The sequence below is a fragment of the Pseudomonas sp. Leaf15 genome (genome assembly GCF_001421425.1).
Taxonomy (GTDB): domain Bacteria; phylum Pseudomonadota; class Gammaproteobacteria; order Pseudomonadales; family Pseudomonadaceae; genus Aquipseudomonas; species Aquipseudomonas salomonii.
Genome location: NZ_LMKI01000021.1, coordinates 1 through 26,979, shown reverse-complemented (window position 1 = coordinate 26,979; position 26,979 = coordinate 1). Strand labels below are relative to the sequence as shown.

The window sequence follows — 26,979 nt, the reverse complement described above, 5'->3', positions numbered from 1 at the left end:
TTACGATCTCTCGTTAGCGGGAGGCGAATTCTACAGCGTTACACGCTGCTGTCAACACCTCTTTTTCAACTTCCTTTTGGCTTCGATGAACTGAAGCAACCTCCTGCCGAAAACTTCGTAACTCTTTGTTTACCAAGGAGTTTTACGTTTCGACTGCGCCGGAAGTGGGGCGAATTATAGACAGATATAAAACGCCGTCAATCCCTAATTACGCTTTTGTCGCAGAAAGTGGTTTTTTCGCAATAAGGCGGGGAATCCGGCGCATCACTGGTGGGATCCGCAGCACCAGCAGCAGCGCCCCTATAGATGCATAGATCGCCCACTCCTTCAGGTCGGCCCGAACAATCCACAACATATGCAACAAACCGAGCCCAAGAATCACGTACACCAGGCGGTGCAGCTTCTTCCAACGGCTGCCCAACCGACGCTGGCTATAGCGATTGGACGTCACTGCCAGTACCAACAGGCCAAGGAAACCCAACGCACCGACAATAATGTACGGCCGTTTACGCAGCTCCACGCCGAACTGCGACCAATCCAGCCCCAGGATGAATACGCAGTACGCGGCCAGATGCAGCGCCACATACGCAAAACACCACAGCCCCAGTTGTCGGCGCACCGCAATCCACCCTGCCCACCCGCTGAGCTTCTGCAACGGCGTCATGCTCAACGTGATCAGCAACAGGATCAAGGTCCCAAGCCCCAGCCGATCCATCAATACTTTGCCCGGATCAGGCCCGAGCACAGCACTCCACGCCTCGTACAGCCAGAAAAATGGCCATATCGCGGCTGCTATAAAGACGCCAATGCGCCAGATCGGATAACGCATCAGTAGTTCTTCCGCAGATCCAGGCCCGTATAGAGAGAAGCGACCTCATCCGAATAGCCGTTGAACATCTGCGTCTCGCGCACATTCGGGCTGAACAGGCCGCTCGGCAAACGACGCTCACGCGCCTGGGTCCAGCGAGGGTGGTCGACGGTCGGATTCACATTAGCGTAGAACCCATACTCATTGGCCGCAATGCTTTGCCAAGTCGTCTTTGGCTGCTCGCTGACCAGGCTGATCCGCACAATCGACTTCACGCTCTTGAAGCCGTACTTCCACGGCACTACAAGACGCAAGGGCGCACCGTTCTGGTTCGGCAATTCCCGCCCATACATACCCACCGCCAGGATCGCCAACGGGTTCATTGCCTCATCCAGACGCAACCCTTCTACATACGGCCAGTCAATCAAGCCGAAGCTGGAGCGCTGCCCCGGCATGCTTTTGGGGTCCTGCAGCGTTTCAAAGCGGATGTACTTGGCTTTAGCGGTCGGCTCAACCTGCTTGAGCAAGGCTGAAATAGGAAAGCCCATCCACGGGATCACCATCGACCACGCCTCGACACAACGCAGACGGTAGATACGCTCTTCCAATTGATAAGGCTTCATAAAGTCTTCCAGGGCATAGCGCCCAGGTTTACCGACTTCCCCATCAATCACCACACTCCAGGGTTCGGTCTTGAGTGAACCGGCGTTCTTTGCCGGGTCGCCCTTGTCCGTACCGAATTCATAGAAGTTGTTGTAGTGGGTGGCGTCCTTGAACGGGGTGATGGCTTCGTCTTTTATCGTAACCGCCTGCCATTGGGTATTGGGCAGTTTCTCGGCAAACCAGCCTGGGGCGTTGCCCGGCTCGACATCGGCATAACGCGCCGCATCGTCGGCACTGGCCCAACGCGGCAGCGCAGTGGCAGCAACGCCCGCAAGCGCACCGCCGAGCAAGCTGCGACGAGAAAGATAGAAGGATTCAGGCGTGACATCCGACTCGTGACAATCGGACGCTTTAGGGATCTTGATTAACATGGCAACTCCGCAGCATTGGAGAACTGATGCACCAATAGACTGCGGAGTATGGGGGAAATTACATTAAGGCAATGTTTTGTCGCGGCGCAGATGCAACAGGTATTGAATCGGCCCCGAAGCGGCATACACCAGGAACGCCAGCAGCAGAATACGCGGCGGATCACTGAAGACGACCGCAAACACCAGCACAACCACCAGGATCGCCACGAAAGGCACACGCCCCTTGAGGTCAAACTCCTTGAAGCTGTTGTACTTGATGTTGCTGACCATCAGCATGCCGGCGGCTGCAACCATCAAGGCCACCAGGAACGACATCTTCGAACCCTGAATGCCGTAGTCACTGAACGCCCAGACGATACCGGCCACCACACCTGCCGCCGCCGGGCTGGCCAGACCGATGAAGTAACGCTTGTCGGCAGTCCCCACTTGGGTGTTGAAGCGCGCCAGACGCAACGCGGCGCCGGCGACATAGATGAAGGCGACCATCCAGCCGACCTTGCCCATATCCCCCAGCGCCCAGGCAAACGCCAGCAGTGCCGGCGCAACGCCGAAGGCCACCATGTCCGACAGCGAGTCGTACTCGGCACCGAAAGCGCTTTGGGTATTGGTCATGCGCGCCACCCGGCCATCCAGGCCGTCTAGCACCATGGCCACGAAGATGGCGATAGCGGCAAAGCCGAAATACTTGCTGGCACTCGCCGCATCACCCGCCGCCAATGCGCTTTGCGCACTCATGGAGTTGATGATGGAGTAGAACCCGGCAAACAGGTTCGCCGTGGTGAACAGATTGGGCAGAAGATAGATACCACGATGCCGGACCTTGCGACCTTCCGCATCATGCCCTTCTTCGACATGCTCATCGATCGGTAGCAGGCTTTCGGCGTCAGAGGCCTGGTTTGGCTCTTCGGGACGTTCGGTCATGGACTTTACCTTGCAACGGTGTGAAAAGAATTCGACAAATACTTGCAGGGCGTGTTCGCCCGCAAACGATGCAGCTTTATACCAGAACCCGCCCCCAAACGAAAAAACGCGGCCTAAGCCGCGTTTTCCCTTGATGCGTACGACTTAGTTTTTGGCTTTGTCGACGATCTTGTTGGCACCGATCCACGGCATCATGGAGCGCAGTTGCTCGCCGATCACTTCGATACCGTGAGCGGCGTTGTTACGACGCTTGGCGGTCATCGAAGGGTAGCCGGTAGCGCCTTCGCTGATGAACATTTTGGCGTATTCGCCGTCCTGAATACGTTTCAGGGCGTTGCGCATGGCCTGACGGGATTCGGCGTTGATCACTTCCGGGCCGGTCACGTACTCGCCGTATTCGGCGTTGTTGGAGATCGAGTAGTTCATGTTGGCGATACCGCCTTCGTACATGAGGTCAACGATCAGCTTCAGTTCGTGCAGGCATTCGAAGTAGGCCATTTCCGGCGCGTAGCCCGCTTCAACCAGGGTTTCGAAACCGGCTTTTACCAGTTCAACGGTACCGCCGCACAGAACGGCTTGTTCGCCGAACAGGTCGGTTTCGGTCTCGTCCTTGAAGGTGGTTTCGATGATGCCGGTACGACCGCCACCAACGCCAGCGGCGTAGGACAGTGCAACGTTCTTGGCGTTGCCGGATGCATCCTGGTAGATCGCGATCAGGTCAGGGATGCCGCCGCCTTTGACGAACTCGGAACGCACGGTGTGGCCCGGTGCTTTCGGCGCGATCATGATCACGTCGAGGTCAGCGCGTGGCACAACCTGGTTGTAGTGAATCGCGAAACCGTGGGAGAAGGCCAGGGTGGCGCCTTTCTTGATGTTCGGCTCGATTTCGTTCTTGTACAGCGCAGACTGGAACTCGTCCGGGGTCAGGATCATGACCAGGTCGGCAGCGGCAACGGCGGAAGCAACGTCAGTCACTTTCAGGCCGTGGGCTTCAGCCTTGGCAACAGTGGCCGAGCCTTTGCGCAGGCCGACAGTCACGTCAACGCCGGAATCTTTCAGGTTGCACGCTTGGGCGTGGCCCTGGGAACCGTAGCCGATGATGGCGACTTTCTTGCCCTGGATGATCGACAGGTCACAATCTTTTTCGTAATAAACTTTCATGAGGTTCCTCTATATATCCAGGCCGTAAGGCCATTCACTAATTTGGGTTAGATGCTGAGTACTTTGTCGCCACGGGCAATCCCGGTGACACCACTGCGTACGGTTTCCAAAATCGAGGCCGTCCCGATCGACTGGATGAAGCTGTCCAGCTTGTCGCTTGTACCGGTCAGTTGAACGGTATAAACGCTGGCGCTCACATCGACGATCTGCCCGCGATAAATATCGGTGGTGCGTTTGATCTCGGCACGTTGGGCACCCGTGGCCTTGACCTTGACCAGCATCAGCTCGCGCTCGATGTGGGCACTTTCCGACAGGTCGACCAGCTTGACCACTTCGATCAGCTTGTTGAGGTTCTTGGTGATCTGCTCGATCACCTCATCGTGGCCAACAGTCGTCAACGTCAGGCGCGACAGGGTCGGGTCTTCGGTCGGCGCCACGGTCAGGCTTTCGATGTTGTAGTTGCGTTGCGAAAACAGGCCGACAACACGAGACAGAGCGCCGGGTTCGTTCTCCAGAAGCAGGGAGATAATGTGCCGCATGATTAGGTACGCTCCGTCTTGTTCAGCCACATGTCGCGCATAGAGCCGTCTTTGATCTGCATCGGGTAGACGTGCTCGCTGGTATCCACTTGAATATCGAGGAACACCAGGCGGTCCTTCATGGCGAACGCCTCTTCCATCTTCGGCTTCAGATCTTTCAAATCGGTGATGCGCATGCCGACGTGGCCGTAGGCTTCAACCAACTTGATGAAATCCGGCAGCGACTCCATGTAGGAATGGGAGTGACGGCTGTTGTAGCTCATGTCCTGCCACTGACGAACCATGCCCAGCACGCCGTTGTTCAAGCACACGATCTTCACCGGAAGACCGTACTGCAGGCACGTCGACAGTTCCTGGATGTTCATCTGGATGCTGCCCTCACCCGTCACGCAGGCGACGTCGGTGTCCGGGAAGCTCAGTTTGATCCCCATGGCCGCAGGGAAACCAAAGCCCATCGTGCCCAGGCCACCGGAGTTGATCCAGCGGTTAGGCTTGTCGAACTTGTAGTACTGCGCAGCGAACATCTGGTGCTGGCCAACGTCGGAGGTCACAAAGGCGTCGCCCTTGGTCACTTCGCACAGGGTTTCGATCACGGTTTGTGGCTTGATGATGCTGCCGTCGCCCTTGTCGTAAGGGAACAGGCCGCGGTCACCGCGCCATTCGTCGATCTGCTTCCACCAGCTGGCAACCGATTCCTTGTTCGGCGTTTCGCCGATGTCCTTGAGCGCCGCAACCATTTCGGTCAGCACGCTTTCTACCGGACCTACAATCGGCACGTCGGCCTTGATGGTCTTGGAGATGGACGCCGGGTCGATGTCGATGTGGATGATCTTGGCATTCGGGCAAAACTTGCTAGGTCCGTTGATCACACGGTCATCAAACCGCGCGCCCACCGCCAGGATGACGTCGGCGTGGTGCATGGCCAGGTTGGCGGTGTAGCTGCCGTGCATGCCGAGCATGCCGACGAACTGACGGTCCGTACCCGGGAATGCGCCGAGGCCCATCAGGGTATTGGTCACCGGCAGGTTGAGCAGCTTGGCCAATTCGGTCAGAGGTGCAGAACCGCCGCCCAGAATCACGCCACCGCCGGAGTACAGCACCGGGCGCTTGGCCGCCAAGAGCATTTCTGCCGCCTTGCGGATTTGCCCCGAGTGCCCACGAACGGCCGGGCTGTAGGAGCGCAGCTTGGCTTTTTTCGGGAAGACGTATTCGAACTTTTCCGCCGGGTTGGTCATGTCTTTCGGGATATCGACCACTACAGGGCCCGGGCGACCGGACTGTGCGAGGTAGAAGGCCTTTTTCATGACTTCCGGGATTTCCGACGCGTGCTTGATCATGAAGCTGTGTTTCACGATCGGCCGGGAGATACCGATCATGTCGGTTTCCTGGAATGCATCGGTACCGACCATGGTGCTGGGCACCTGGCCAGAAATGATCACCATCGGGATGGAGTCCATATAGGCAGTCGCAATGCCGGTAATGGCATTGGTTGCGCCTGGGCCTGAGGTTACCAGTACCACACCGGCTTTACCGGTGGCACGGGCGTAGCCGTCAGCCATATGGGTCGCGGCCTGTTCGTGGCGAACCAGGATGTGGGTAACAGCCGGTTCCTTGAACAGTGCGTCGTAAACATGCAGCAGAGCACCACCTGGGTACCCGTAGATATAGTCGACGCCTTCGTCACGCAAAAAGCGGACGAGCATCTCACCGCCAGATAAAAGCTCCACGTTGTTCACCTCTAAAACGCCAGAATACCGTCCGTTAAAAACCGACGGGTCTTAATAGGTTTACTTCTCAACAGAGCATGAGCGACGGTGGTCGCCGACTACGTCAGCACTGACTGAGCAAGTATTGGGATCGTCCCAAGTGTTGCGGGCTTTTCCCACCCAGCGCGAGGTAACGCGTTGCGGGTGTTACAGGTCGGCGCGGATATGCGCCTCATGATCTGCTGAGCGGGCCTGCTTCTGGCAGTCCCGATACAGCGGACTTTGGATTCTTCTGTTTCAGCCCCTTCAAGTCAAGCAATAATTGCGCTTTTTTCCAACTAAGCGCATGAGAACGAAGATTAAAGGGGTTTGAGGAGGGATAAAACTCGCCTGAATGTCGTCAAGCGGTAGAAATGTGCGCAAGACTGCCGGAAAACCCGGCAGTCAGGCAATTAACGAGCGTCGACGATCAATTGGTCGAACTTTTTCAGCGCATTGCGTAAGCCAATGCTTTCAAGCGGGCGATCGGCGTAAACCATCTCCGCCATCTCGAGGATCCCCGAAGCATTGGGCAATGGCAGGTCCTGCTCGAGGATCTGCTTCATGCGCACCAGGAAGATCCATTGCAGCCACTGGTGAAAGTCCAGCGTATCCACCGAAAACGGCTCGACGCTGCCAAGCGCTTCAGCGCTGGGGGACACTTCGTCCCACCAACCCTGCACGCGTAACTCACGTTCAATCAGCAACAGCTGTTCGGCAATTGCCGGAAACCGTGCATCCATCAGAGGCTGACCTTGGCTTTTTGCCGCGCCTGGGCAGCACCGGCGGCGTCGCCTTGTGCGGCACGCGCGTCACCAATCAAAGCCCACAGGTTGGCTTGCAGGTCCGGGCGACCGTTGGCCAGGGTCAGACCGCGACGGGCGAACTGCTCGGCTTGCGGCGCGTCGCCCTGGGCCAGGCGCACCTGGGCCAGGCGATACAGCACCTGCGGCTCACGCGGCGCCACACGCTGGGCACGCTCAAGGCTCGACGATGCCCCGTTCAGGTCACCACCCGATTGTTGCTGCTGGGCGGTGGTCAGCAAAGCCAGCACCGGCCCGTCCAGTTGCTCGTCAGCCGACAGGCCGCCTGCGTTAGACGAAGACGGAATACCGCTCGGGGTCGACGGCGGCATGTTGTAAGTGCCCTGGTTGAGCGGCGCCGTCTGGATCGGCGCGGAGCCAGCCGGGCCCGATGTGCTTGGCCCTGGCGTCCAAGGCTCGGCACTGATCGGCGCCGACGTCGCAGCACCGCCGCCCGGCACCATCACCACCACACCCGAATCCTGCGGTATGGACTGAGGCGTAGCCTGGGCAGGACGCTTGACCACGGTCTGACGGAAACCGCCAGTGGCCGAGATACGGTCGTTATTGGAAACGTTCGTGCTTGAGTCCACCACGGGAATGGAACCGCGCTGCACGCTGGAGCAACCGCCGAGCATAACCAGGGCGGTAATAGCTGGAATCCACAACTTGTTCACTTGAAACCCTCTTTGCTTAATGCATCCAGCCCTTGACCCAATCCATCACCGAATCCGCGTCAGCGGGGGCACTGCCACCGCACGCAGCACCAGCAGGTGGCTCGCTGCCGCGAATATACGGCATCTGTACCGCGCCCGGACAGTTGGCATCGGAGCCCTGCCCGGTATGCGGATCAATCCAGGCCTGCACGATGTTGTCCGGCTGCGGCATGTTCAGCGGCAACGGATCGGCCTTGCGCATGAAACTGGTCCACACCTGCAGCGCACCGGTCGCACCGGTGAACGGGGTTTTGCCGTTATCGTCGCGGCCCAGCCACACCACGGCCAGCACATCCTGGCCGAAGCCTGCGAACCAGCTGTCACGCGAATCGTTACTGGTGCCGGTCTTGCCCGCCAACGTCAGGTTCGACGGCAGCACGCTGTAGACAGAACGCCCGGTACCTTCACGCATCACGCGCTGCATGGCGTTCTGGATCAGGTAGATGGAGCCCGCGTCAAAGCGCTGCTGGATCTGGAACGGGTAACGTTTGAGCGGTTCGCCCTCGGCGGTCAACACACTGCGAATGCCGCGCATCGGGGTATTGAAGCCACCGTTGGCGAGGGTCTGGTACATCGTCGCCACTTCCATCGGGGTCATGGCGCCAGCGCCCAGCAGCATCGATGGGAACGCCGGGAACTCACGGGTGATGCCCAGTCGCCCCAGGGTTTTCAGCACATTCGGCACGCCCACTTCAAGCCCAAGGCGCGAGGTGGAGATGTTGTAGGAATGCGCCAGGCCCTGGTACAGGAACACAGTGCCGTGGGAGCGACGATCAAAGTTCTGCGGCGTCCACACCTGGCCATCCGCCCCTTTGACCGACAGCGGGTCATCCGACAGCCAACTGGTCAGCGTGTATTTGCTTGGTTTTTCCAGGGCCGTGAGGTAAACCGCCGGCTTGACCAGCGAGCCGATCGGCCGCACCGCATCCAGCGCACGGTTGAAACCGGCAAAACTGGCCTGGCGGCTGCCAATCATGGCCTGCACTTCACCGGTTTCCGGGTTGGTTACCACCATCGCCGCTTCGACTTCATCCGAGCCTTTACGGCCGGTCAGGCGCTTGAAGGTGTCGTTGACCGACGCTTCGGCTTTCATCTGCAGGATCGGGTCGAAACTGGTGAAGATCCGCAGGCCTTCTTCGGTCAAGTCTTCGTCGCGATAGTCTTCACGTAGCTGGCGTTTGACCAGATCGATAAAGCCCGGGAATGAACTGTCGGCCAGCTTGCCGCGAGTGGTAACACCCAGTGGCATTTTTTTCGCCGCCGCGACTTGCTCAGCGGTGGCCACGCCCTGTTGTTCGAGTACGTCCAGCACCAGGTTACGGCGCTCAAGCGCACGTTCCGGGTTGCGGCGCGGGTTGTAATAGGACGGGCCCTTGACCATCCCCACCAGCAACGCGACTTGATGCAATTTCAATTCGGACAAAGGCTGGCCAAAGAAGAACTGGCTGGCCAAGCCGAAACCGTGCACGGCACGCTGCCCATCCTGGCCGACAAAGACCTCGTTGAGGTACGCCTCGAGAATCTCCTGCTTGCTGTAATGCAGCTCCAGCAGCATGGCCATCATGGCTTCGGTGAGTTTACGGGTCAGGCTGCGCTCGTTGGTCAGGTAAAAGTTCTTGACCAATTGTTGCGTGAGCGTACTGCCGCCCTGGGTCATCTTGCCGCCGGAAGTGTTAACCCAGATGGCGCGGGCAATCGACTTGGGCGACACACCCCAGTGGCTGTAGAAATCGCGGTCTTCAACGGCGATCAGCGTATCGAGCAGGTACGGTGGCACCTGATCGAGTTTGATCAGGATGCGATCTTCGAGGTTCTTGGGGTAAATACCGCCGATCATCAGCGGTTCCAGGCGCACCACAGGTAACTTGGAGCCATTGAGCGACGACAGCTCGGCAACGTAATCGCCGGAGAAGCGCACGCGTACCGGCTGGGCTTTCTCCAGGCCTTCATAGAACTGGAAGCCACGGGTATTCAGGTCGACGGTATTGCCGCTGACCGCTGCGGCGCCCGGGCCGTTGCTCACGGGTTCGCGGCGATAGCCCAAGGCGTCGAGTTCGGTAAGGAAGTCTTCCTTGCTCAGCTTTTGGCCGGTGAACAATTCCAGCGGGCGTGCATACACCTTGGCCGGGATGGTCCAGCGCTTGCCGGAGAATTTCTCCTGGACCACGGCGTCGAGGTACACCGCGAAGCCTGCGAGCACCACAAGGCCCACCAGGCTTAGCTTGATGGCCCAGCCCAGCCACGGGCGCAGGCCGCGTGAAGGAGGTTTTTTACGGGAACGGGGAGATCGGGTTCGAGTCATGGCGGCGGATTATACGCACTTTATTGACGATCAACATGAGCCGGACAGCGGTTTGCACGACCGACTGTAACCGCCATAATGCCGGCCATGATTTCCCCCAGACTTTGAAGGATCGCCCGTGAGCCAGTCCCTGATCGCAGCCCTGCAAAACCCGGCTTTGTATCCCCATCCGGTTGAAGCGTTCCAAGTCATTGAGACCCATATTTCCTGGGTCATACTGACCGGCCCGTATGCTTATAAGCTGAAGAAGCCGATGAACTTCGGCTTTCTGGATTTCACCCATCTGGACGACCGCGGCCACTTCTGCCGCGAAGAGCTGCGCCTTAACCAGCGCCTGACTGAAGATTTGTATCTTGACGTGTTGCCAATCACCGGCAGCGCCGAAGCCCCGCAATTGGGCGGAGATGGCCCGGTCATCGAATACGCGCTGAAAATGCGCCAATTCCCGCAAAGCCAGCTGCTCAGCACCCTGCAAGCCAATGGCGAGGTCACCAGCGCGCACATTGACGACATGGCCAAGCAGATTGCGCACTTCCACCTCAGCGCCCCGAAAGTGCCGCAAGACCACCCCGCCGGCACGCCGGATGAAGTGATGGCGCCGGTTCGCCAGAACTTCGACCAGATTCGCCCGTTCCTCAGCGACAAGGCCGACCTGGCCCAGCTCGAAGCCCTGCAAGCCTGGGCCGAAGCCAGCTTCGAACGCCTCAAGCCACTGCTGGCCCAGCGCAAGCTCGAAGGCTTCACTCGCGAATGTCACGGTGATATCCACTTGGGCAACGCCACCTTGATCGATGGCCAAGTAGTGATCTTCGACTGCATCGAGTTCAACGAGCCGTTCCGCTTCACCGATGTGTATGCCGACACGGCCTTCCTGGCGATGGACCTGGAAGACCGCGGCCTCAAATCCCTGGCGCGCCGTTTTATCAGCCAGTACCTGGAGCTGACCGGCGATTATCAGGGCCTGGAGGTGCTGAACTTCTATAAAGCCTACCGTGCACTGGTGCGCGCCAAGGTGTCGCTGTTCAGCATGCCAAGCGAGGCCAGCCCGGTGCAACGCGCCACCACCCTGCGCCAATACCGCAACTACGCCAACCTGGCGGAAAGCTACAGCACCATTCCGTCGCGCTTCCTGGCAATAACCCACGGTGTTTCGGCCGTCGGCAAAAGCCACGTGGCCATGCGCCTGGTGGAAGCCTTGGGTGCCGTGCGCCTGCGTTCGGATGTGGAACGCAAGCGCCTGTTTGGTGAACAGAAGGTCGAGAACACCCCGCAAGCCGGTATCTACGCCGCCGAAGCCAGCGCCGCCACCTACGCTCGCTTGAATGAAATCGCCGATACCGTCTTGCGTGCTGGCTACCCGGTAGTGCTGGACGCGACCTTCCTGAAAAGCGCACAACGCAACGCCGCCGCCAGGATTGCCGAGGCCACCGGCGCGCCTTTCCTGATCCTTGATTGCAACGCACCGCAAGCCGTTATCGCCAGCTGGCTGGCGCAACGTCAGGCGGATAAAAACGATCCTTCCGACGCGACACTCACCATTATCGAAGAGCAACAGGCCAACCGTGACCCGCTGACCGCCGAAGAACTGCTACTGAGCAAACGCGTGGAAACCAACGAGAGCGGCACACTCGACGCACTGGTAGCGCACATTCGCCAGCGCCTGCCCGGCCTGTAAGAAATATTTCTTGGTCGTGTCACCGATCTTCGGTGCACGACCGAGCAATAGTGGCACTATAATGGCGTCATAATTCCAACAGGAGTCGCCGTCATGAGTCAGCCCAAGCTTCTTGATACTCCGCTCTACGCACTCCTGCATAAAGACGACATCCGCGGCTTCAACCAGGAGCGCCCCAAAGACGGCACCATCGACATGCGCGGTGGCGACTTCCGCGGCCTGGACCTGCGTGACCTGAACGCCACGGGCGTGGATTTCACCGACGCCTACTTCCGCTCTGCCGACCTGCGCGGCCTGGACCTGCGCGAGTGCTCATTGGAAGGCGCCAGCCTGGCCCACGCGCAGATTTCCGGCACCTACTTCTCCCCCGAACTCACGGCTGACGAAATCCTTATGTCGGTCAATTTCGGCACTCGCTTGCGCTACCGCACCAAGTAACCTCGTCTTTCTGGCCCCCAGCTACGCCTCACGCGTAGCGGGCGCCTCCTGCCCGCTTGTCGGCAATATCCTTAAAAATTCTTATAAGCTTTTCAGCCGTTCCTGACCAAAGAACCACGCTTTTCCTACTGAGCGCTACACTCCTTTTCAGGCTTGCCTGGTCACGATACCCACCGCACCATTCGGCCGTCGCAAGGAGGCTTGATGAACGATGAGCTGCAACACCTGAAAAACCTGGGCAAGACGTCGGCGCAGTGGCTGCATGCGGTGGGCATCCACAGTGCGTCCGACTTACGTCGCCTGGGAGCTGTCGATGCCTACCGAGCCGTGCGCACTCGCGGGTTTCGGGCCTCGAAAGTGCTGCTGTATGCAATCGAAGGAGCCTTGATGGACGTGCACTGGAACGACATCCCGACGGAGCGCAAGGAGGCATTGAACCGTCAGCTGGAGGCGATTTCAGCGCGTCAGAAGATTTAGGTCTGCAAGAACTCCCAATGTTTACGGGCAGTTCGAACGTGTGTTTGAGAAAAACCGTAGATCGTTGAAAAACAGAGGTTGACTCTCAAATGAGAATCGTTATGATTATCACAACTGGTCGCGAGATCAGCCGATAACTGAAAGACCATTGGTTCGGACTCTCAGATTATCTCCTCATCAGGCTAATCACGGTTATTTGACCCGGCTCTTGCCGGGTCTTTTTTTACCTGTAAAAAAGCCGATTCAGCGCGCAATGATCAACGGATGACCACGCTCCGGGTGCGGCTGTACCAACACCTCCAAACCAAACACCGCTTTAAGTGGCTCAGGCCGCATCACCTGCGCCGGTGTGTCCAGCGCGTGTGGGCGCCCCTGCTCCAGCAACAGAATCCGGTCGCAATAGCGCGCCGCCAGGTTCAGGTCATGGAGAATCACCAGCACCGCAGCGCCGCGATCAGCGAATGTACGTATAGCCTGCAGGGTCGTGTGTTGGTGCAAGGGGTCAAGCATCGAGGTCGGCTCATCCAACAGCAGCGTCTGCCCGGCTTCCCCCGGCCATAACTGCGCCAACACTCGCGCCAGATGCACACGCTGGCGTTCGCCACCCGACAACGCCAGGTAGCTGCGCCCGCTCAAATGGCCCACGTCTGCCGCGTGCAGCGCCGCCTGGATGATTTCGTCATCACGCACGCGTCCGGTCTGATGGGGCAAGCGGCCCATGCCTACAACTTCCTCGACACGGAATGCGAAATCCAGCGTGGAAGTCTGCGGCAACACTGCCAAACGTTGGGCTCGTTGCGGCCCGCTCCAGTCCGTCAAGGCTTGCTGATCCAGCCACACCTTGCCCTGATCCGGCTTCAGCTCGCCACACAACGCACCGAGCAGCGTGCTCTTGCCTGCTCCGTTAGGGCCGAGCACACCGAGCACTTCACCCGGCAGCAAGTCCAGGGTGACATCCGCCAGCACGGTTTTATCGCCACGCCGGACCTGCAACGCTTCTACTCGCAGCATCAGGCGCGCCCTCGCAACAACAAATAAAGAAAAAACGGCGCGCCGATAAAGGCCGTCACGATGCCGATCGGCAGTTCAGCCGGTGCAAGCGCCAGGCGTGCCACCAGGTCAGCAAACAGCAACAGGCTCGCACCCGCGAGCACAGACGCCGGCAACAACACCCGATGATCCGGCCCGGCCAACAAGCGCACCAGATGCGGCACCACCAGCCCGACAAACCCGATCATGCCCGCCGCCGCTACTGCTGCGCCCACACCGAGAGCTGTGCAGAACACCAGTTCACGCTTGAGCCCTTCAACATCGATACCAAGGTGATTGGCCTCGGACTCACCCAGCAGCAGTGCATTCAAGGCTTTTGCCCGACGCGGCAACCACAGCGCCACACCGGCGCTCACCAACAGTAATGGCCACAGCCGCGAATAGCTCGCGCCATTGAGGCTGCCCAGGTTCCAGAAGGTCAGGGTGCGCAAGGTGGCGTCATCGGCCAGATAGGTAAACAACCCCACCGCCGAACTGGCCAAGGCGGTAAGCGCAATACCGGCCAGCAGCATTGTCGCAACGTTGGTCTGGCCGTTGCGGCGCCCCAGGCGATAAACCAGGGCAGTGACGCCCAAGCCGCCGAGAAATGCGCACAACGACAACAGATAAGGCCCGAACGCATCCGGCAGGCCACCAAAAAAAGAACCGCCGACGATCGCAATAGCCGCACCCAGCGCCGCGCCGCTGGACACACCGACCAACCCCGGATCGGCCAACGGATTGCGAAACAAGCCTTGCATCGCCACGCCCGACAATGCCAACACACCGCCCACCGCCAAACCCAGCAAGGTTCGCGGCAAACGAATCTGCCCCAGGATCAGCTCGGCCTGCTCCAGGCCTTGGGCTTCAATCGGTACGCCCATCAGGCGCAAGGCGGCCTTGAGCGTATCCAGCAACGGCAGGCTGACCGGCCCCAACGCCAATGAAAGCCAGGTTGCCAGAAGGCATAACAGCGCCAGCCCGATAAACAGCGTTTTCGGTTTAACCAGAGTCGTCATTGGGCAGGTTTAGCCTGAGACGGATAAAACCCGGCAGACAGTTGCACCAGGCTTTGCGGCAAACGCGGCCCAAGCCCACCGACCAGCAGGGTCGGGTCCAGCTCAAACACGCGGCCATTTTTAGCCGCCGGCGTTGACGCCAGAATCGGGTTTTCCTTGAACAAGGCCGCCCGCGCCGCATCGCCGGTGAGGGCACGATCAGCAAACACCAGCACATCGGGGCTCAGACCGGCCAGCGACTCCACCGAAAACGGCTTATAGCCGGTGTGGGTCGCGAGGTTATGCCCGCCCGCCTGCTGCAACAGCCAATCGGCGGCCGTGTCCTTGCCCGCGATCAGCGGTTTGCCGCCTGCATGCCCGAGCAACAGCAGCACACCCGGCGCCTTCTGCGTGGCCTGGGCCTTGGCGACCCAGGCTTTCTGCTGATCCAGCTTTTGTTCATATCCGGCAAACAATTCGTTGGCTTTGGTTTCATCACCCAACAGCTTGCCCAGGTGCTGAAGGTTGCCTTTCAATGTCGGCAAATCCGGCTCGGCCGAGAACATCTCCACCTGCACGCCCGCACCGCGAATCTGCGCCAGCACCGGCGGCGGCCCCATTTCTTCAGTGCCCACCAACACCTGCGGGCGCAGGCTTAAAATTCCTTCCGCGGACAATTGGCGCTGGTAACCAATGCTCGGCAATGCCTTGAGCGATTCAGGGTGCTGACTGGTGGTATCCACGCCCACCAGCCTTGACTCCCCGCCCAGCGCCGTGACCCATTCCGATAGCGCCCCACCGGCACTGACCCAGCGTTGCGGCAGTTCAGAGGCGTACGCTCCATGGTTGACCAGCAGTGAGGCAACAAGCGCAATAGCGCTGGTACTCAGGCGCATAACAGGGTTTCCTTCCAAGGGCGGGGCTACTCAAGCACTCATGGATGTGACAGATAAACCCTGTCTGGCATCGTACAGAGCACCCAATCAGCTAACGGGTGAAGCCGGCATTTGATAATTGTTTGCATTTGAACGTCAAGGCACTTAAGGATCGTTATGAAGTTTCTCTGCCCCTCGGATGCACTGGCGCCCGACAGCAGCCGCGGTTTTGAAATAGACGGTTGCAAAGTAATGGCCGTGCGCCGTGACGGCGTTGCCTACTTCTACCTCAACCGCTGCCCCCATCGCGGCATCCCGCTGGAATGGCAGCCTGACCAGTTCCTGGACAGCAGCGCCAGCCTGATCCAGTGCGCCACCCACGGCGCCTTGTTCCTGATCGAAAGCGGCGAGTGCATTGCCGGGCCATGCGCGGGCCAAAGCCTTAAAGCCCTGCCCGGCCGTGAAGACGCGCATGGCCTGTGGGTTGAACTCTAGTCGCCGATCATCACGTCCAGGCGCCGGTCGATGATAATTTCCTGCGGCGTGACCCGCGCACCGTAGGCCAACACCTCCACGCCAGCCGCCTTGGCCTCGCGCAACGCAGCGGCGTAGCCCGCATCGATTTCCACCGCCGGGCGTACGGCGTCGATCCCCGACAGGTTCACGCAATACAACTGCACCGCACGCACGCCCTCACGCGCCAGGTGCGCCAATTCACGCAAATGCTTGGCGCCACGCTGGGTCACCGCGTCGGGAAAGGCCGCCACCGGCGAGCCGTCAAAGCCCAGGGTGACGCTTTTGACTTCCACATAGGCCGCGCCGTGTGGGTAATCCAGGCGAAAATCGATACGGCTTTTTTCCTGGCCATAAGGCACTTCGCGCTTCAGGGCAGTAAAACCGTTGAGCTCAGTGATCACCCCGGCGCGCAACGCTTCTTCCACCAATTGGTTGGCGCGCGCAGTGTTGACGCACGCCAGCCGGCCTTGGGGCGTTTCGGCAATTTCCCAGGTGCCCGGCAACTTGCGCTTGGGGTCTGTGGAGCGACTGAACCAGACCTGGCCGCCCTCCACCATGCAATTGAGCATCGAGCCGGTGTTGGGGCAGTGAATGGTCAGCAATTCGCCGGTCAGCGTTTCGATGTCGGTGAGAAAGCGCTTGTAGCGGCGGATCAGCCGCCCTTCTTCGAGGGGAGGATTAAAGCGCATCAGCCTTGCCAGCTCCGCAAGCCACGGGCGATGCGTTCCACCGCTTCCTGTAGCCGATCGAGGTTTTGCGTGTAGGCAAAACGCACATGGTGGCCGGCCTGATAACGACCAAAATCCAGGCCCGGCGTAAACGCCACATGCTCGGTTTCAAGGAAATGACGGCAAAACGCGAAGGCATCACCGCCGAACGCGCTGATATCGGCATACAAGTAGAACGCGCCTTCGGGCTCTACGGCGATGCCGAAACCCAACTCGCGCAAGGCTGGCAGCAGGAAATCCCGGCGGCGCCCGAACTCGGCGCGGCGCTCTTCCAGAATGCTCAGGGTTTGCTCGGTGAAACACGCCAGCGCCGCGTACTGGGCCATGCTCGGCGCGCTGATGTAGAGGTTTTGCGCCAACTTCTCCAATTCGCCCACCGCCGCCGGTGGCGCCACCAGCCAGCCGAGGCGCCAGCCGGTCATGCCGAAATACTTCGAAAAACTATTTAAGACGAAGGCCTCGTCGTCGACCTCCAGCACGCTGGCGGCATCGGTGCCATAGGTGAGGCCGTGATAGATCTCGTCCACCACCAAATGACCGTTACGCGCCTTGATTGCACTCGACAACCCCGCCAGTTCGTCGCGGTTGAGAATCGTGCCGGTCGGGTTGGCCGGCGAAGCAACCAGCGCGCCAACGCTGTCTGCGTTCCAGTGTTTGGCCACAAGCTCGTCGGTCAATTGGTAGCGCACGTCCGGGCCAACCGGCACCAGCTGCGCAGCGCCTTCCACCAGCCGCAGGAAATGTCGGTTGCACGGGTAGCCTGGGTCGGCCAACAGCCAGTGCTTGCCCGGATCGACCAGCAGGCTGCTGGCCAGCAGTAACGCGCCAGAGCCACCGGGCGTGATCAGAATGCGCTCAGGGTCGACGCTCAGGCCGTAGCGCTGCTGGTAAAAACCACTGATGGCCTGGCGCAACTCGGGCAGCCCACGGGCCGCGGTATAGCGCGTCTTGCCGTCGGCCAGTGCGGCCTGGCCGGCCTGGATAATCGGCTCGGCCGTGGTGAAATCCGGCTCGCCGATCTCCAGGTGGATAACATCATGGCCGGCCGCCTGCAGCTCATTGGCTCGCGCCAGCAACGCCATAACGTGAAAAGGTTCGATGGCGCGACTGCGCGCACTGTAGGGCTGAGCCATTAGCCTTCCTTAGACGGTGAGGACAAAATTCGGATTCTACCGAACCCGCGCGGTAAAACATGCTCTATTGCCTGCTCGGTCATCCGTGATGAACCGAGCAAGCGCCGGCAAAACGACTAAAATCAACCTTCGAGACACGCTATACCCAGCCATGGCGGGCTATGACAGTTTGCAAGCCTGCCACGTTGGGCCTCGACAACCGGGAGTGGCGCACCCCGAATCTATCTGGTAAGTTCGCCCGCTTGCAGCCGCAGGGCCGGCAGGTGTCGGTGACGTTGCAATCCTGCGCAATGGATTAGAAGAGTGAGAGGCGGTCTATTCATGTCCACCCAAGCAAAGCAACAGCAGCAGAGCCTCAGTGGCTTCACACCTTACGTCGAAGCGAAGGGTGAGGAGTACATGGGCAAGCCCATGCGCCAGCACTTCACCAAGATCCTGCAAAAGTGGAAGCAGGACTTGATGCAAGAGGTCGACCGCACGGTTGACCACATGAAGGACGAAGCAGCCAACTTCCCGGACCCGGCAGACCGTGCCAGTCAGGAAGAGGAATTCGCCCTCGAACTGCGCGCCCGTGATCGTGAACGCAAGCTGATCAAGAAAATCGACAAAACGCTGCAACTGATCGAAGACGAGGAATACGGCTGGTGCGAATCCTGCGGCGTCGAGATTGGTATTCGTCGCCTGGAAGCCCGCCCAACCGCGGACCTGTGCGTAGACTGCAAGACCTTGGCTGAAATCAAGGAAAAACAGGTCGGCAAGTAATCCTGCCGGGCTGAATGCGGAAAACAAAAAATGGAGCGTGCAAACGCTCCATTTTTGTTTCTGGCGTTCAGTGGTTTTCCAGTAGTATCCGGCCCATGACAGCCTCTACCTATATCGGGCGTTTCGCCCCCACGCCCAGCGGCCACCTGCACTTCGGTTCGCTGGTTGCCGCCCTCGCCTCCTACCTCGATGCCCGCGCCAATCACGGCCGCTGGTTGATGCGCATGGAAGACCTCGACCCACCCCGTGAAGAACCCGGCGCCCAGGCGGCAATCCTGCACGCCCTGGAAAGCTATGGCTTCGAGTGGGACGGGGAACTGGTCCGGCAAAGCGAGCGGCATGAGGCCTACGCCAAAGTCTTGAACGACATGTTCAACCACGGCCTGGCTTACGCCTGCACCTGCTCGCGTAAACAATTGGAGCCCTACCACGGCATCTATCCAGGCTTGTGCCGCAACCTCGGGCATGAGCAGCAAGACGCGGCGATCCGCTTGCGCGTACCGGAGCTGGAGTATCACTTTACCGACCGCGTGCAAGGCGAATTCCGACAGCACCTGGGCCGTGATGTGGGCGATTTCATCATCCGCCGTCGCGATGGCCTGTATGCCTACCAACTGGCGGTGGTGCTCGACGATGCCTGGCAAGGTGTCACCGACATCGTACGCGGCGCCGACCTGCTCGATTCCACACCGCGCCAGTTGTACCTGCAGGAACTGCTGGGCCTGCGCCAGCCGCGCTACCTGCACGTGCCGCTGATCACTCAGCCGGACGGCAACAAGCTGGGCAAATCCTACCGCTCGCCGCCGTTGACACAAGGCCAGGCCACACCTTTGCTATTAAGAGCGCTGCGCGCCCTCGGCCAGCAACCCGGCAACGAACTGCTGCACGCCAGCCCACGGGAACTGCTGGATTGGGGCATTGCACACTGGGATGCCAGCCAGATCCCGCGCACACTCACGCTGGCCGAAGCGCAATTGAGTTGAAGGCGCTTGCAGCTTGCCAAGCATCCGTTACCATCGCGGCAGTTTTTTAATCAGAGGCCAACATGTACATCTATCGATTGGTCCTGCTGCTGGTCGTCGGGATCTACCTGTTTTCCCCCGCCATCATGGATTGGTGGATCGACGCCACGGGCGCCTGGTATCGCCCTTATCTGCTGTGGCTGATCCTGATCGTCGTGACCTTCATCCTGCAGAGCCAAAAAGATGCCGATGAGCTTTAGCCTCACCCAGATGCTGCTGATCAGCGCCGCCTACCTGGCCGCGTTGTTCGGGGTTGCCTGGATCAGTGAGCGCGGAATGATTCCGCGGCCGATCATTCGCCATCCGTTGACCTACACCTTGTCCCTGGGCGTCTACGCCAGCGCCTGGGCATTTTATGGCACCGTGGGGCTGGCCTATCAGTATGGCTACGGCTTTTTGTCCAGCTACCTGGGCGTGTCCGGCGCGTTTCTGCTGGCGCCGGTGTTGCTGTACCCGATCCTGAAAATCACCCGCACCTATCAGCTGTCGTCCCTGGCGGACCTGTTTGCCTTCCGCTTTCGCAGCACTTGGGCCGGCGCGCTGACCACGATCTTCATGCTGATCGGCGTGCTGCCGTTGCTGGCCCTGCAGATCCAGGCGGTGGCGGACTCCATCAGCATCCTCACCCGCGAACCGGTGCAGCACCGCGTTGCCCTGGCCTTCTGCGCACTGATCACACTGTTCACGATTTTCTTCGGTTCACGCCATATCGCCACGCGCGAGAAGCACGAAGGCTTGGTGTTTGCGATTGCTTTCGAGTCGGTGATCAAGCTGATCGCCATCGGCGGCGTCGGCCTGTATGCGCTGTATGGCGTGTTTGACGGCCCGCAGCAGCTGGAGCTGTGGCTGCTGCAAAACCAGACCGCCCTCGCCGCCCTGCACACCCCGTTGCAGGAAGGCCCATGGCGCACGTTGCTGCTGGTGTTCTTTGCCTCGGCCATCGTGATGCCGCACATGTACCACATGACCTTCACCGAGAACCTCAACCCGCGCTCGTTAGTAAGTGCAAGCTGGGGTTTGCCGCTGTTCCTGCTGTTGATGAGCCTGGCGGTGCCGCTGATCCTGTGGGCCGGCCTCAAGCTCGGCGCCACCACCAACCCCGAATACTTCACCCTTGGCGTCGGTATTGCCGCCAACAGCAAATCCCTGGCATTGCTGGCTTACGTCGGCGGTTTGTCGGCAGCCAGTGGCTTGATCATCGTCACCACGCTGGCACTCTCCGGCATGGCGCTCAATCACTTGGTGCTGCCGCTGTATCAGCCGCCAGCCGAAGGTAATATCTACCGCTGGCTGAAATGGACGCGCCGCGCGCTGATCGTCGCCATCATCATGGCCGGCTATGGCTTCTACCTGCTGCTGGGCGCTGGGCAAGACCTGGCCAACCTCGGCATCGTCGCGTTCGTCGCGACCTTGCAGTTCTTGCCGGGCGTGTTGTCGGTGCTGTACTGGCCGACCGCCAACCGTCGCGGCTTTATCGCCGGGCTGCTGGCAGGCATTCTGGTGTGGATGGTGACCATGCTGCTGCCGCTGGTCGGCAACTTGCAGGGCTTCTATATTCCGCTGCTGAACATGATCTACGTGCTGGACGACACCAGTTGGCACATGGCGGCGATCGCCTCCTTGGCCGCCAACGTGCTGATGTTTACCCTGATCTCGCTGTTCACCAACGCCAGCCCCGAAGAGACCAGCGCCGCCGAGGCCTGCGCGGTGGACAACGTGCGGCGCCCGCAACGCCGCGAGCTGCACGCGGCCTCACCGCAAGAGTTCGCCACCCAACTGGCCAAGCCGCTGGGCGCCAAGGCTGCGCAAAAGGAAGTCGAGCAGGCGCTGCGCGACCTTTACCTGCCGTTTGACGAGCGCCGCCCGTATGCCCTGCGCCGTTTACGCGACCGCATTGAGGCCAACCTGTCCGGCCTGATGGGCCCGAGCGTGTCCCAGGACATGGTGGAAACCTTCTTGCCCTACAAGGCCGGCGGCGAAAACTACGTCACCGAAGACATCCATTTCATCGAGAGCCGGCTGGAGGACTACCACTCACGCCTCACCGGCCTTGCCGCCGAACTCGACGCCCTGCGCCGCTACCATCGCCAGACCCTGCAGGAACTGCCGATGGGCGTGTGTTCCCTGGCCAAGGATCAAGAGATCCTGATGTGGAACAAGGCCATGGAAGAACTCACCGGTATCGCCGCACAACGTGTTGTGGGTTCACGCCTGAACACCTTGGGCGACCCTTGGAAAGAACTGCTGCAAGGCTTTATCAACCTGCCCGACGAGCACTTGCACAAACAGCACCTGGCGCTGGACGGCCAGACCCGCTGGCTCAACCTGCACAAAGCCGCGATCGACGAGCCGCTGGCACCCGGTAACAGTGGCCTGGTGCTGCTGGTGGAAGACCTGACCGAAACCCAGATGCTCGAAGACAAGCTGGTGCACTCCGAGCGCCTGGCCAGCATTGGTCGCCTGGCCGCGGGTGTGGCCCATGAAATCGGCAACCCGATCACCGGTATCGCGTGCCTGGCGCAAAACCTGCGCGAAGAGCGCGAAGAAGACGCCGAAATCACCGAAATCAGCGGGCAGATCCTCGAACAGACCAAGCGTGTTTCACGCATCGTGCAGTCGCTGATGAGCTTTGCCCACGCCGGCGCGCATCAGAACCTGGACGAAGCGGTGTGCCTGGCGGAAGTGGCGCAGGATGCCATTGGGCTGCTGGCCTTGAACCGGCGCAATTTCGAAGTACAGTTTTTTAACCTGTGCGACCCGGACCACTGGGTCGACGGCGACTCCCAACGCTTGGCGCAGGTGTTGATCAACCTGCTTTCAAACGCCCGTGACGCAACTCCTGCCGGCAGTGCGGTACGCGTCAAGAGCGAGGCTTTCGAGCACACGGTCGACCTGATCGTGGAGGATGAAGGCAGCGGTATTCCACAGAACATCATGGACCGATTGTTCGAACCTTTCTTCACCACCAAGGACCCGGGTGAAGGTACCGGTCTGGGCCTTGCACTGGTCTATTCCATCGTTGAAGAGCATTATGGACAAATCACCATCGACAGCCCGGCTGACACCGAAAGCCAACGCGGCACCCGTATTCGGGTGACCTTGCCGCGTCATGTCGAAGCGACGTCCGCTGTGAACTGAGACCGTCGAGAGAATTGAATCAATGCCGCACATTTTGATCGTCGAAGACGAAACCATTATCCGCTCTGCCTTGCGTCGCCTGCTTGAACGTAATCAGTATCAGGTCAGCGAAGCCGGCTCGGTGCAGGAAGCCCAAGAGCGTTTCAGCATTCCCACGTTCGACCTGATTGTCAGCGACCTGCGCCTGCCGGGCGCACCGGGCACCGAGCTGATCAAGCTTGGCCAGGGCACGCCTGTACTGATCATGACCAGCTATGCCAGCCTGCGCTCGGCGGTGGACTCGATGAAGATGGGCGCGGTGGACTACATCGCCAAGCCTTTCGATCACGACGAAATGCTCCAGGCCGTGGCGCGCATCCTGCGTGACCGTCAGTCGGCTGGCAGTGCGCCGGCCGAGCAGCGTCCTGCCGGCAAGGCTGCCGAGAAGCCGGGTGTCGACAACAGCAACGGCGAGATCGGCATCATCGGCTCCTGCCCACCGATGCAGGATCTTTACAGCAAGATCCGCAAAGTGGCGCCCACCGATTCCAATGTATTGATCCAGGGCGAGTCGGGCACCGGTAAAGAGCTGGTGGCCCGCGCCCTGCACAACCTGTCCAAGCGTGCCAAGGCACCGATGATTTCGGTGAACTGCGCGGCGATCCCCGAATCGCTGATCGAGTCCGAACTGTTCGGCCACGAGAAAGGTGCGTTTACCGGCGCCAGCGCCGGGCGCGCAGGGTTGGTCGAAGCGGCGGACGGCGGCACTTTGTTCCTCGACGAAATTGGCGAACTGCCTCTGGAAGCTCAGGCGCGCCTGCTGCGCGTGTTGCAGGAAGGCGAGATTCGCCGCGTCGGCTCGGTGCAATCACAGAAGGTCGATGTGCGCCTGATCGCCGCGACCCACCGTGACCTCAAGAGCCTGGCCAAGATCGGCCAGTTCCGGGAAGACTTGTATTACCGCCTGCACGTCATCGCCCTCAAGCTGCCGGCCCTGCGCGAGCGCGGTGCCGACGTGAATGAGATCGCCAACGCGTTTCTGCTGCGCCAGAGCGCGCGCATCAACCGTACCGACCTCAAGTTTGCCGCCGACGCCGAGCAGGCGATTCGGCATTACTCGTGGCCGGGTAACGTGCGTGAACTGGAGAACGCGGTCGAGCGTGCGGTGATTCTGTCGGAGAGCCCGGACATTTCCGCCGAGCTGCTGGGTATCGATATCGAGCTGAGCGATCTGGAAGACGACGACTTCATCGGCCTGGCCCCGCAACAGGGCGGTGGCAGCAATACCAGCCATGAGCCGACCGAAGATCTGTCACTGGAAGACTACTTCCAGCACTTCGTGCTTGAGCATCAGGACCATATGACCGAGACCGAACTGGCGCGCAAGCTGGGCGTGAGCCGCAAGTGCCTGTGGGAACGCCGCCAACGCCTGGGCATTCCACGGCGCAAAACCGGGGTGGCCAGCGAAAGCTGAGGGCGTGCCCCCACAGGTAACACCCTCAGATGTGAAAAAACTGTTACCGCAGCTTTTTCACGTAACAGAAGCCGGGGCTTACGGTAACGAAGCCCCGGCTTTTTTTCGCCCCTCCAAAAGCCAAAACCGGTTCAACCCCCCGGTTTTGCTGGGCGGCACAAAAGTTGGCACGCACCCTGCTATATGCTTAGTACAAAAACAATAACAAGCTTTGTACAAGACAATAAAAATAAGACGAATCGACTCACGCATAACAAAAACAACACGGCGGAGGCGCAGCTAACTGATTCTTTTGGAGAGGCGTTGCATTTGGGGCTTGCCCCGCAACCAGGCCGAGAACAACAAAAACTGCCCTAAGGCAGAGCCTGAACTGGTTGGATCGTAGATCAGCAACACAGCGACCAAAGCAATCCGTTTGCTCTTGGCTCCCGATTGGGAGTGTCATGAAGGTGAAGCTTCATGGCGAGGGCGATCAACAAAAACAAAAAGCCCGCAACCATAATAAAAATAGAGCACGCAACTACTTCTGGGGGAGCTTCGGCTCCCCTTGTAGTTTCCGCCATTTGACCCGCTCACACCTTTCTTTAAGCTTCTGGCTCAAGCCTTGCAGCTTGTTCCTACACCATCCCTCGACTAAATGCTAGAATCCCCGCCCATCATGCGGTCATTCTTCGTTATGGCCGAACATTCCTTCAAACAGTGCATCCCATGCTGAAGAAGTTGTTCCAGTCATTCCGTTCCCCCTTGCGTCGTACGCAACACATTCGCAGCACGCCTGAAGTGCTTAACAGCAATCAGCATTCATTGCAGCGCGCTCAATTCAGCCGTTATGCAGTGAACATCGTCGAACGTTTGCAGAACGCCGGCTACCAGGCTTATCTGGTGGGCGGCTGCGTACGTGACATGCTGCTCAATATCACGCCCAAGGATTTCGACGTCGCCACCAGCGCCACGCCGGAGCAGGTGCGTGCCGAGTTTCGCAATGCGCGAATCATCGGTCGCCGCTTCAAGTTGGTGCACATCCACTTTGGTCGCGAAATCATCGAGGTCGCGACGTTCCGCGCAGGCCATCCGCAAAACGATGATGAGGAAGACACCAATCAGTCTTCCCGCAACGAGAGCGGCCGCATCCTGCGTGACAACGTGTACGGCACCCTGGAAGAAGACGCGCAGCGCCGCGACTTCACCATCAACGCCCTGTATTACGACCCAGTCAGCGAGCGCATCCTCGATTACGCCAATGGCGTACACGACATTCGCAACAACCTGATCCGTCTGATCGGCGACCCGACGCAGCGTTACCAGGAAGACCCGGTACGCATGCTGCGCGCCGTGCGCTTTGCCGCGAAGCTGAACTTCGGCATCGAGAAACACACCGCTGCGCCGATTCGCGAGCTGGCGCCGATGCTGCGGGAAATCCCTTCGGCGCGCCTGTTCGAAGAAGTGCTGAAGTTGTTCCTCTCCGGTTATGCCGCCGACACGTTCGAAATGCTGGTCGACCTGCAGCTGTTCGATCCACTCTTCCCGGCCAGCGCTGAGGCACTGGAATACAACCCGACGTACACCCACACGCTGATCAGCGAAGCGTTGGTCAACACCGACCTGCGCATCAAGCAGAACAAACCGGTAACGCCGGCGTTCCTGTTTGCCGCCCTGCTGTGGCCGGCCCTGCCAAAACGCGTGCTGCGTCTGCAGGACCGTGGCATGCCGCCGATTCCGGCCATGCAGGAAGCTGCCCACGAGCTGATCGCCGAACAGTGCCAGCGCATTGCGATTCCCAAACGTTTCACCATGCCGATCCGCGAGATCTGGGACATGCAGGAGCGCCTGCCGCGCCGCAGTGGCAAACGCGCCGACCTGTTGCTGGACAACCCGCGCTTCCGTGCCGGCTATGACTTCCTGCTGCTGCGCGAAAGCGCCGGCGAGCAGACCGACGGCCTGGGCGAATGGTGGACCGATTACCAGGACGCCAATGACAGCCAACGCCGCGACATGATTCGTGACCTCGGCAGCAAAGGCGATGGTGAAGGCGCCGGCCCGAAAAAACGTCGGCGCAGCGGCACCAAGCGCAAACGCAGCGCGGCCGATGCCTCGGGCGCTGCGGGCGAATAAACGTGGAACGTATCTACATTGGCATGGGCAGTAATCTCGCTGCCCCGGACCAGCAATTACGCAGCGCTGTCGAAGCGCTGGCGCAATTGCCCGGCACGGCCCTCGTTGGCGTGTCGGCGTTCTATCAAAGTGACTCCCTGCTCCCGGGCCAACCGCGCTACACCAATGCGGTCGCCGCGCTGGACAGCGATCTTGCGCCACTGGACCTGCTCGATGCGCTGCAAGCCATCGAGAACGACCAGGGCCGCGAGCGCCTGGAACGCTGGGGCCCGCGCACCCTGGACCTGGATATTCTGCTGTTTGGCCAGCGCCTGATCGACGCGCCGCGCCTCAAGGTGCCGCACTATCAGATGCATCTACGCGCGTTCGTGCTGTACCCGCTGGCAGAACTGGCGCCCGCCGACCTGCAACTGCCCAATGGCCAAACACTCAGCGAACTGCTGGCAGCCTGCCCGTTTATCGGCCTGGAGCGCCTGCCCCAAGACTGACCCGGTCAATGTGGGAGCAACTGTCTTAACCTACCGTCCGTCAGCGCCATTCTGTACCGTCTCGCAGCATGGCATTTAGTCTGATCAGTAGTATCCGCATGCAGGC

The 26,979-nt window shown here is 59.9% G+C and carries 25 protein-coding genes; 11 read left to right on the top strand and 14 right to left on the bottom strand.

Annotated features, from left to right (window positions below; genetic code table 11):
* Positions 1–208: 208 nt before the first annotated feature.
* From msrQ to mrcB, 9 genes are all read right to left on the bottom strand, one after another.
* Positions 209–829: a protein-methionine-sulfoxide reductase heme-binding subunit MsrQ gene (gene msrQ / locus ASE80_RS16065; protein WP_056859784.1), complete on the bottom strand. Its 621-nt coding sequence runs from the start codon at positions 827–829 to the stop codon at positions 209–211.
* Positions 829–1,842, bottom strand: coding sequence for a protein-methionine-sulfoxide reductase catalytic subunit MsrP (msrP, locus tag ASE80_RS16060; protein WP_056859783.1), 1,014 nt, complete (start codon positions 1,840–1,842; stop codon positions 829–831). Before msrP ends, msrQ begins: the two co-directional genes overlap by 1 nt.
* 63 nt (positions 1,843–1,905) lie before the next feature.
* Positions 1,906–2,763 (bottom strand): CDP-diacylglycerol--serine O-phosphatidyltransferase, encoded by an 858-nt coding sequence (gene pssA, locus ASE80_RS16055; RefSeq protein ID WP_056859782.1) that lies wholly within the window; start codon positions 2,761–2,763, stop codon positions 1,906–1,908.
* A 144-nt stretch (positions 2,764–2,907) separates the two neighbouring features.
* Positions 2,908–3,924, bottom strand: coding sequence for a ketol-acid reductoisomerase (gene ilvC / locus ASE80_RS16050; RefSeq protein WP_056859781.1), 1,017 nt, complete (start codon positions 3,922–3,924; stop codon positions 2,908–2,910).
* 47 nt (positions 3,925–3,971) lie between these two features.
* Positions 3,972–4,463, bottom strand: a complete 492-nt coding sequence (gene ilvN / locus ASE80_RS16045) for an acetolactate synthase small subunit (protein WP_003176102.1) — start codon at positions 4,461–4,463, stop codon at positions 3,972–3,974.
* 2 nt (positions 4,464–4,465) lie between these two features.
* A complete protein-coding gene (locus tag ASE80_RS16040) occupies positions 4,466–6,190 on the bottom strand; it encodes an acetolactate synthase 3 large subunit (protein ID WP_056859785.1) in 1,725 nt (574 codons plus the stop codon).
* Positions 6,191–6,621: 431 nt separating this feature from the next.
* Positions 6,622–6,951 (bottom strand): YqcC family protein, encoded by a 330-nt coding sequence (locus tag ASE80_RS16035; RefSeq protein WP_056859780.1) that lies wholly within the window; start codon positions 6,949–6,951, stop codon positions 6,622–6,624.
* Entirely contained in the window at positions 6,951–7,688 is a 738-nt protein-coding gene (locus tag ASE80_RS16030; protein ID WP_056859779.1) for a tetratricopeptide repeat protein, read from the bottom strand. Before ASE80_RS16030 ends, ASE80_RS16035 begins: the two co-directional genes overlap by 1 nt.
* A gap of 16 nt (positions 7,689–7,704) precedes the next feature.
* On the bottom strand, positions 7,705–10,029 hold the full coding sequence (gene mrcB, locus ASE80_RS16025) for a penicillin-binding protein 1B (protein WP_056859778.1): 2,325 nt from the start codon (positions 10,027–10,029) through the stop codon (positions 7,705–7,707).
* A 118-nt stretch (positions 10,030–10,147) separates the two neighbouring features.
* Between mrcB and ASE80_RS16020 the strand changes: the two genes are divergently transcribed.
* The 3 genes from ASE80_RS16020 (at position 10,148) to ASE80_RS16010 (ending at position 12,619) form a co-directional block, all read left to right on the top strand.
* Entirely contained in the window at positions 10,148–11,704 is a 1,557-nt protein-coding gene (locus ASE80_RS16020; RefSeq protein WP_056859777.1) for a bifunctional aminoglycoside phosphotransferase/ATP-binding protein, read from the top strand.
* 93 nt (positions 11,705–11,797) lie between these two features.
* Entirely contained in the window at positions 11,798–12,142 is a 345-nt protein-coding gene (locus tag ASE80_RS16015; RefSeq protein WP_056859776.1) for a pentapeptide repeat-containing protein, read from the top strand.
* 204 nt (positions 12,143–12,346) lie between these two features.
* A complete protein-coding gene (locus ASE80_RS16010) occupies positions 12,347–12,619 on the top strand; it encodes a TfoX/Sxy family protein (protein WP_017139226.1) in 273 nt (90 codons plus the stop codon).
* Between the two features lie 243 nt (positions 12,620–12,862).
* On the opposite strand, the gene ASE80_RS16005 is transcribed toward ASE80_RS16010, so the two are convergent.
* Genes ASE80_RS16005 through ASE80_RS15995 form a run of 3 tightly spaced genes read right to left on the bottom strand, consistent with a single transcriptional unit; the run spans position 12,863 to position 15,542 of the window.
* A complete protein-coding gene (locus ASE80_RS16005) occupies positions 12,863–13,630 on the bottom strand; it encodes a heme ABC transporter ATP-binding protein (protein WP_056859775.1) in 768 nt (255 codons plus the stop codon).
* The gene (locus tag ASE80_RS16000) at positions 13,630–14,667 is read right to left on the bottom strand and encodes a FecCD family ABC transporter permease (protein ID WP_056859774.1); all 1,038 of its coding nucleotides are present in this window, start codon (positions 14,665–14,667) and stop codon (positions 13,630–13,632) included. Before ASE80_RS16000 ends, ASE80_RS16005 begins: the two co-directional genes overlap by 1 nt.
* Complete coding sequence (locus ASE80_RS15995) at positions 14,664–15,542, bottom strand: heme/hemin ABC transporter substrate-binding protein (RefSeq protein WP_056859773.1); 879 nt, start codon at positions 15,540–15,542, stop codon at positions 14,664–14,666. Before ASE80_RS15995 ends, ASE80_RS16000 begins: the two co-directional genes overlap by 4 nt.
* 156 nt (positions 15,543–15,698) lie before the next feature.
* Between ASE80_RS15995 and ASE80_RS15990 the strand changes: the two genes are divergently transcribed.
* Entirely contained in the window at positions 15,699–16,016 is a 318-nt protein-coding gene (locus ASE80_RS15990; RefSeq protein ID WP_056859772.1) for a Rieske (2Fe-2S) protein, read from the top strand.
* Here ASE80_RS15990 and sfsA read toward each other — a convergent pair.
* Positions 16,013–16,726: a DNA/RNA nuclease SfsA gene (gene sfsA, locus ASE80_RS15985; RefSeq protein WP_056859771.1), complete on the bottom strand. Its 714-nt coding sequence runs from the start codon at positions 16,724–16,726 to the stop codon at positions 16,013–16,015. The genes ASE80_RS15990 and sfsA overlap by 4 nt on opposite strands.
* A complete protein-coding gene (locus ASE80_RS15980) occupies positions 16,726–17,898 on the bottom strand; it encodes a pyridoxal phosphate-dependent aminotransferase (protein ID WP_056859770.1) in 1,173 nt (390 codons plus the stop codon). Before ASE80_RS15980 ends, sfsA begins: the two co-directional genes overlap by 1 nt.
* A gap of 321 nt (positions 17,899–18,219) precedes the next feature.
* Between ASE80_RS15980 and dksA the strand changes: the two genes are divergently transcribed.
* The 7 genes from dksA to folK all read left to right on the top strand — a co-directional run bounded on the left by dksA (position 18,220) and on the right by folK (position 26,873).
* Entirely contained in the window at positions 18,220–18,660 is a 441-nt protein-coding gene (dksA, locus tag ASE80_RS15975) for an RNA polymerase-binding protein DksA (protein WP_026083092.1), read from the top strand.
* A 95-nt stretch (positions 18,661–18,755) separates the two neighbouring features.
* Complete coding sequence (gene gluQRS, locus ASE80_RS15970; protein ID WP_056859769.1) at positions 18,756–19,643, top strand: tRNA glutamyl-Q(34) synthetase GluQRS; 888 nt, start codon at positions 18,756–18,758, stop codon at positions 19,641–19,643.
* 62 nt (positions 19,644–19,705) lie between these two features.
* Positions 19,706–19,882 carry a hypothetical protein gene (locus ASE80_RS30770; RefSeq protein ID WP_003176118.1) on the top strand — a complete coding sequence of 59 codons (177 nt, stop codon included), beginning with the start codon at positions 19,706–19,708 and terminating at the stop codon, positions 19,880–19,882.
* Positions 19,866–22,820 (top strand): sensor histidine kinase, encoded by a 2,955-nt coding sequence (locus tag ASE80_RS15960; protein WP_162238851.1) that lies wholly within the window; start codon positions 19,866–19,868, stop codon positions 22,818–22,820. The genes ASE80_RS30770 and ASE80_RS15960 overlap by 17 nt, the downstream gene beginning before the upstream one ends.
* A gap of 22 nt (positions 22,821–22,842) precedes the next feature.
* Entirely contained in the window at positions 22,843–24,273 is a 1,431-nt protein-coding gene (locus ASE80_RS15955; protein ID WP_056859767.1) for a sigma-54-dependent transcriptional regulator, read from the top strand.
* Between the two features lie 708 nt (positions 24,274–24,981).
* Positions 24,982–26,385, top strand: a complete 1,404-nt coding sequence (locus ASE80_RS15950; protein WP_056859766.1) for a polynucleotide adenylyltransferase PcnB — start codon at positions 24,982–24,984, stop codon at positions 26,383–26,385.
* 2 nt (positions 26,386–26,387) lie between these two features.
* The gene (gene folK, locus ASE80_RS15945) at positions 26,388–26,873 is read left to right on the top strand and encodes a 2-amino-4-hydroxy-6-hydroxymethyldihydropteridine diphosphokinase (RefSeq protein WP_056859765.1); all 486 of its coding nucleotides are present in this window, start codon (positions 26,388–26,390) and stop codon (positions 26,871–26,873) included.
* Positions 26,874–26,979: the final 106 nt, after the last annotated feature.